Origin of the sequence: Nevskia soli, from assembly GCF_903970205.1 — a bacterium.
GTDB lineage: Bacteria > Acidobacteriota > Terriglobia > Bryobacterales > Bryobacteraceae > Bog-113.
In genome coordinates this window covers 1-6,071 of sequence record NZ_CAJCHS010000454.1, presented here as the reverse complement: position 1 = coordinate 6,071, position 6,071 = coordinate 1, and the positions used below count along the sequence as shown (strand labels likewise).

Sequence of the window (6,071 nt, the reverse complement as noted above, 5' to 3'; positions counted from 1 at the left end):
CACTCCCCTTGCTTCGTCGGGTGCCGGTTTGTTTCCTGCGGCCGGTACGTTTCTGGAAGATACGATTGTTGTTAAGACGGGCGCGCAACCTGTCCATCTTGGTCAGAGACTTGGGATTTCCATACAAAGCTTGGGATTGGGGCAAGTCGATATCGACAACGTTTCACTGACAGCCTATTGAGCGCGCCGTCAGGAACTATAAAACGCGCGTCCCTTTACCATAGCTTCAGCCATTTTGTGGGTTTGTCTTTGTTATCGGGAACCACGAAATAACCCTGAAAATTGAACCCACGCGAAGCTACGACAAGTTCTTCGTCAGATAGGTTTAGATCAACGACGAAGGTAGGTGATTCGCTATGCTGCGGTTTGGAAATACTGAATAGCCCCTTCTATTTGACGAAGCGTTTACTGGCTATGTCGCGGTTTTGGAGGCAGGAGGCACTGGCAAATCCCGACGCGTTCATGAATCGCAGACATTTTACTTGCCTGCGGGACCCGCGGCGCGGAAATGAAGATCGCGTTCGGACCGATTGATCACCGGCGGCTCCTGAGCCGAGGCCGCTGTTCGGCTCAGTTCCGGCATGCAGGCAACCATGGCCGCGCGCGAACCTACGCCCAGCTTTGCGAAGATTCGGCGCAAGTGCGTACATACCGTCCACGAACTGATGCTGAGAACGTCCGCGATGATTTTGTTCGAGTGCCCCCGTGCGACCAGGCGAACGATTTCCCGCTCGCGCGGGCTAAGCTGAACACTCTGTTGCGGAGGCTTCGGTAAACGGACCAGCAGATAGCGTGATTCTTCGACTTTGATGTCGAACAAGACATCTTCCGCGTTAGGCTCATGAACGCCATGCAGGTTGGCCGCGCACTCCGATCGCTCCACGAGGAGCCGTACCAGTTCTTCAGTCGAAGCTGTTTCCACATCTTTCATTGCGCACCGCCGCGGGAGTTAACGGTATCATCCCGATTTCGCACGTTGCAAGTCGCATTTTTAGGGGACTCGCGGATCGACCGGTTAGTCGTGCTTTCCAACGCTACTGAGTTGTTCGAGAAACCCCAACAAAGGTTTAATAACACGAATTAGACCAAAAAACTCTAGAAAATCGCGTTCTAGCTAACAAAAATGAGCGACTACGAAATGGTTAGCCGCAAAAAGCGACTAGACGAAGATCGATGCCGAAAACTATCGTTGATGTGTCGCAACCATTTTAAAGGAGGTGAGCGCAATGGCAGACCACGAAGGCGAGCTCGAGTTAGAACTCGAGAACGAGTTTCACGAAGGCGAGGAGGAAGGAGAAGCCGAAGGCGAATGGGGAGCTATCGGCAGCGCTATCGGCAGCCTTCTTGGCGAGTCCGAGGGCGAGGAGGAGCTCGAAGAAGAGTACGAAGCCGAGTATGAAGAGGAAGGCGAGGGCGAATGGGGCGCTATCGGTAACGCGATCGGCGGCTTATTCGGTGAATCGGAAGGCGAGGATGAATTCGAAGGCGAGTTCGAAACCGAGCAGTTCTTCGGCGGAATCGGAAAGTTTCTGAAGAAAGTGGCGCCGGTATTGAAGAATGTGGCCAAGGTTGCGGCTCCACTGGTGGGCACGGCCATCGGCGGTCCGGTCGGCGGGATGCTGGGCAAGGCCGCGGGCTCGCTGCTGGGCGAGGGCGAGTACGAGTCGGAATACGAGTTCGAGGGCGAAGAAGAGGGTGAATACGAGGGTGAGGCCGAAATGGCGCACGAAATCGCCTCGCACGAATTGACGCATAACGAAGCGCTGGCCGAGATGCTGGCCGAAGCGGCCTCTCACGAACAGCATGAAGGCGAGGCCGAGGCAATGGCCGGGGCTTCCGCCGTGACGGTGATTTCGCCGCGCGACCGGCGTACCCTGCGCCGCGTACTCCCGCATATGGTGAAAGGCACCGCGGTGCTGGCCCGCATCCTCCGGAAGCGCCGCGCGACCCGCCCGATGGTTCGCTTGCTGCCCACGATTATGCGTCGCGCGGCAAAGGACCTGAAACGCCAGGCGGCGCGCGGTGTGCCGGTTACCCGGAGACGAGCGGCTCGCGCGACGGTGAAACAAATGAAGCGCGTGCTCGGCAGCCGCAAGGCATGCACGGCCGCGCTGGTGCGCAACATGAAAGTGAGCAAGTCCTACAAGCGCCCGCAGCGCCCTCGCCGCGTTCAACGGCGTCGTATGGCCACGCGAGGCTGACCCCCGGCCGCCAGGAATCGGAACATCGAAGGAGAAATGAGAAATGGCACGCTTGTGCGAAGCATGTGGGTCAGCCCACTACGAAACGGAGATCTTGCCGGAACTCGAAAGCGAACTTGAGCTGGAGGAGGAAGGCGAGGAAGAACTCGAGTTCGAAGACGAACTTGAAGGGGAGGGCGAATTCGAGTTCGAGGACGAAGGCGAGCTCGAATTTGAAGCCGAGGGTGAGTACGAGGACGAGTTCGAAAGCGAAGAGGAGCTCAGCCCCATCCGCAAGATTTATCCGGACGCCATGATGGAGCACCTGGGAGAACTGGCGGCGGAAGCCGAAACCGAAGAGGAAGCGGCGGAGCACTTTCTGCCGTTGATCGGGATGGCCGCTTCGAAACTCCTGCCGGTCGCAGCCAAGGCGCTCGCGCCCGCGGCCAAAAGGCTGATGCCGAAGGTAGTCCGGGCCGTCACGCGGGTAACCCCGCAGCTGACGCGGAAGGTGGGCCAGATTGCGCGCACCCTGCACCGGCAACCCGGCGCTCGCCGGTTATTGAAGGTCGTTCCGCAGATCGCGCGCAAAACGGTGCACAGCGTAGCGCGCCAGGCGGCGCACGGCCGAACCGTTACGCCGCGCATGGCGGTCCGGACCCTTACCCGGACGACCCGGCACGTGCTTGGGCATCCGGCACGCCGGGCTCACGCCATGCGCCGGCACAACCATATCGAAAAGCGCTTCCATCGGACGGCCGGGCGGACCATCGGACACGGAATCGTACGTCCGCACTGGCGATACCACCGCATTGGCGGCAGACTGGTTCGAGTTCCGCACCATGTTGCCCGACATGGGGTTCAACATGGCGTTCAACATGGGGTTCAACAGGGAGCCGGCCGGCGTGTAACTCACGCGGCGGGTGCTTCCGTGATTCCCGGCACTCGCGTTGCCACACGGACCGGACGGATCGTCGCGGGTCAGTGCATCTGTCCGGCCTGCGCCGGCGCCGGCGTCGTCGCCACCGCGGCACCGGCCGTTGCTCCGGCCGTCGCCCCGGCCCCGGCCTATTGCCGCTGCTGTGGACAAGTAATCCGGTAGGCATGCAATGGCAGCGCTGGCGGAAACTCTGCCCAAAGCAGGGATACGTAAGGATCCGGCGCGCCCGGCGTCCGCGACGGGGAGGCCGCGACTTAAGAGGGCCGTTCCGGCTCCGGCCGTACTGCCCTCCTGGCTGCGGGCGCAATCGATCAACGTAACCCGGCATGCCGCGGCGCTGCGGCCGTTCCGGCGCGAGGAATTCGGCACCGGTCCGGCGTCGCCGTCCGAAGGCCACATCCAGGTGGTGAATCAGCTGATCACCAAACTGCGCGCTGGATTGTTGGGGATGTCGGGGCGCGTGACCGAGGCTGTTGCGGCGGCGAGCGAAGAGCCGGGCTCACCGCAACTCCTGAACGTTGTGCGCCACAAAGACAGGGCGCACAAGTGGGTCCAGGGCATTGAGAAGATCTGGGACTTCTACTTCGAACTGTTCGGTCAGCGGCAATCCATGCCATATGGGGAGTGGCTGCTGAGTTGTGATCGCATCGCCATGGATTGCTACCAGGCGATCTTCAGCAACCTGGGCGTCGCCAAATCGATACCGGCTCCGCCTCCGTTCTGTTTTATGCGGACCGGTTTCGCGCCGGCCACGATCCGCCGGGGGATCGCGATCCGAAAGCTCGGGCGTCAGTTGAATCCGTTTCCACTGGTGCAGTTGCCTTATCACCGTTTGATCAATCCGTGGACGCTGGGGGCGGTAATGCACGAGGTCAGCCACAATCTGCAGACCGAGCTGGGGCTGTCCAAAGTGATTCCGCGGAACGTGGCGCTGCGGCTGTTGAAGGCGGGGCTGGGACGCTCGGTGGCGTCCGTGTGGGCGCGCTGGAATCGCGAGATGTTCGCCGATATGAGCGCGCTGTTGTTGGGCGGGCCGGAAGTGGTGGGGTCACTGATGGATGTGGTGGGCCGCGCGCCGGCGCTGGTGTTTGGGTTCAATCCGGACGGTGTTCATCCAACGCCGTATCTGCGGACGCTCATCAGCGTGGAGCTGTTGCGGCGCATGGGCTTTACCGATGAGGCGGAAGCATACCGGCGCGCCTGGACCCGGATCTATTCGAATCCGCGCGCGGGAAACATTCCCGAGGAAATCCTGAAGAGTTTTCCCGAGGCTTGCGCGAAAGCGGTGGACGCCATGTGTTTCCAGCCGTTTGAAACGCTGGGCAACAAATCGCTGGCGCAGGTGGTGCATTTCCAGAAGAAAGATCAGCAGATTGTGGAAGAAGCGGCGTGCCGTCTGGCGGCCGGTACGGATCCGGGCATTGTTTCGGAGCGTTATCTGATCGGGGCGAGCCGCATCGCGTTGAACCGGCGTTTGGCGCGCCCCGGTGTGATCGCCCAGAAGTTCTATCAGGAGCTTGTGAGGAGATAACGATGGCGCTCGAGGCCAAATTCCGGGAACTGATTCAAGAACTGGGTAAGTTGCGGGACACCCTGGTCGCTTTGCGGCTAACCGTGGTCGAGGACAAACCGGCGAAAGGCGATGCGGCGCTGGTGGACCGTTTGGGAGACGTGATTCTCGACATGATGGGGTTTCTGGAAGAGGGCCTGAGGGCGGCCCGATCCGCGCAGAAGCGGGCGGGGCATGCGCTAGATTTGAACGCGGCCCGGCAGGCGCTCACGATCTGTCAGGAACGGGTTCATCGCATCGGGCAACAGTACGCGGTGGAGCTGGTTTCGTACGAGAGTTTGAAGGATCTGGCGAACCTGGGCCACCAACGGCGCGGTGAATGGATCCCGTGGACCAACAGCGTGAAGCAGGGAATCGAACAGTGCCGGGAGCCGCTCGACCTATCGACGAAGGCGTTGGCCGGGTGCTGGCAGGAGATCGCGGAACGGGTGGGGTCGACGTCGGTGTCTGTGCAGACGACCAATATCGGGCAGAAAATCATCTCCCGCCCGGAAGATCGACAGGAAGTTGTTCCGGAGATCAGATGACATTAGAGTGTTTGAGAGGAGACTCGTATGGCTCGTAACAGCGAAGAAAAATTGGAAGAGAAGGGCCGGCCGACAGTCATCATCCGTGCCGAAGATAAGACGCGGGTGTACGGTGAAAACAATCCTGTCTTCACGCATAAGGTGATCAAACCTCACGGCGTGGAGACACCCCATTTCGACGTACTTTGCCAGACGGAAGCCACGGTTGACAGCCCGGTTAACGATCAAGGCTACGACATTGTGCCCACGCTCGTGGCTTACGAAGAGTTACGCAAAACGCACAGCGAGCGCTTCCATTTGAAGACGGAGCCAGGAAAGCTGACGATAACGCCGGCTGCGGTCACGGTGACGGCCGGGAATGCGACCCGCCCGTACGGTGCCGATAACCCGGCATTTCCTGTGACGGTGGGCGCGAATCGGGACAGCCTGACCGCGACAGCGAACAGCGCGGCCGATTCCGGTAGCTCCGTTGGGAACTATGACATCGTTCCAGTTCTGACGGGCCCGGTGGACAAACTGGTCAACTACACGCCGGTTCCGATTTCTGGAACTCTGACCGTAACGCCGGCTCCTTTGACTGTCACGGCGCAAGGCGCGGCCCGGTGTTACGGGGAACCCAATCCCCCGTTCACCGCTACGGTAAGTTCCAATCCGGACGGAATCACGGCCATAGCGACGAGCACTGCGGACAACAGCAGCGCGGTCGGGGAACACTCCGTCATTCCCGCTCTGATCGACCCTAATAACAAACTCGCTAACTACGCCCTGACTCAAGCACCGGGGAAACTTACCGTTGCCAAAGCGAAGCCCGTGTTTAAAGTTAGCCCGGTCTCTATCCGAGCGGGAGCAGTAAC

Annotated in this window: 7 protein-coding genes; 6 read left to right on the top strand and 1 reads right to left on the bottom strand. The window is 60.4% G+C overall.

The features are described 5' to 3' along the window. Positions 1–181: hypothetical protein (locus H1Y01_RS19655; RefSeq protein ID WP_219341706.1), on the top strand; the 181-nt coding region annotated here is incomplete at its 5' end. A gap of 297 nt (positions 182–478) precedes the next feature. Here H1Y01_RS19655 and H1Y01_RS19365 read toward each other — a convergent pair. Beyond that, positions 479–931 carry a helix-turn-helix domain-containing protein gene (locus H1Y01_RS19365; protein WP_180542502.1) on the bottom strand — a complete coding sequence of 151 codons (453 nt, stop codon included), beginning with the start codon at positions 929–931 and terminating at the stop codon, positions 479–481. A gap of 295 nt (positions 932–1,226) precedes the next feature. On the opposite strand from H1Y01_RS19365, the gene H1Y01_RS19360 reads away from it, so the two are divergent. The 5 genes from H1Y01_RS19360 to H1Y01_RS19340 form a co-directional block, all read left to right on the top strand. Next, complete coding sequence (locus H1Y01_RS19360; protein ID WP_180542501.1) at positions 1,227–2,201, top strand: hypothetical protein; 975 nt, start codon at positions 1,227–1,229, stop codon at positions 2,199–2,201. 43 nt (positions 2,202–2,244) lie between these two features. Further along, positions 2,245–3,282: a hypothetical protein gene (locus H1Y01_RS19355; protein ID WP_180542500.1), complete on the top strand. Its 1,038-nt coding sequence runs from the start codon at positions 2,245–2,247 to the stop codon at positions 3,280–3,282. A 7-nt stretch (positions 3,283–3,289) separates the two neighbouring features. Further along, positions 3,290–4,651 carry a hypothetical protein gene (locus H1Y01_RS19350; RefSeq protein WP_180542499.1) on the top strand — a complete coding sequence of 454 codons (1,362 nt, stop codon included), beginning with the start codon at positions 3,290–3,292 and terminating at the stop codon, positions 4,649–4,651. 2 nt (positions 4,652–4,653) lie between these two features. After that, a complete protein-coding gene (locus H1Y01_RS19345; RefSeq protein WP_180542498.1) occupies positions 4,654–5,217 on the top strand; it encodes a hypothetical protein in 564 nt (187 codons plus the stop codon). 27 nt (positions 5,218–5,244) lie between these two features. Beyond that, the coding region (locus H1Y01_RS19340; RefSeq protein ID WP_180542497.1) for an MBG-2 domain-containing protein at positions 5,245–6,071 on the top strand (827 nt) is incomplete at its 3' end.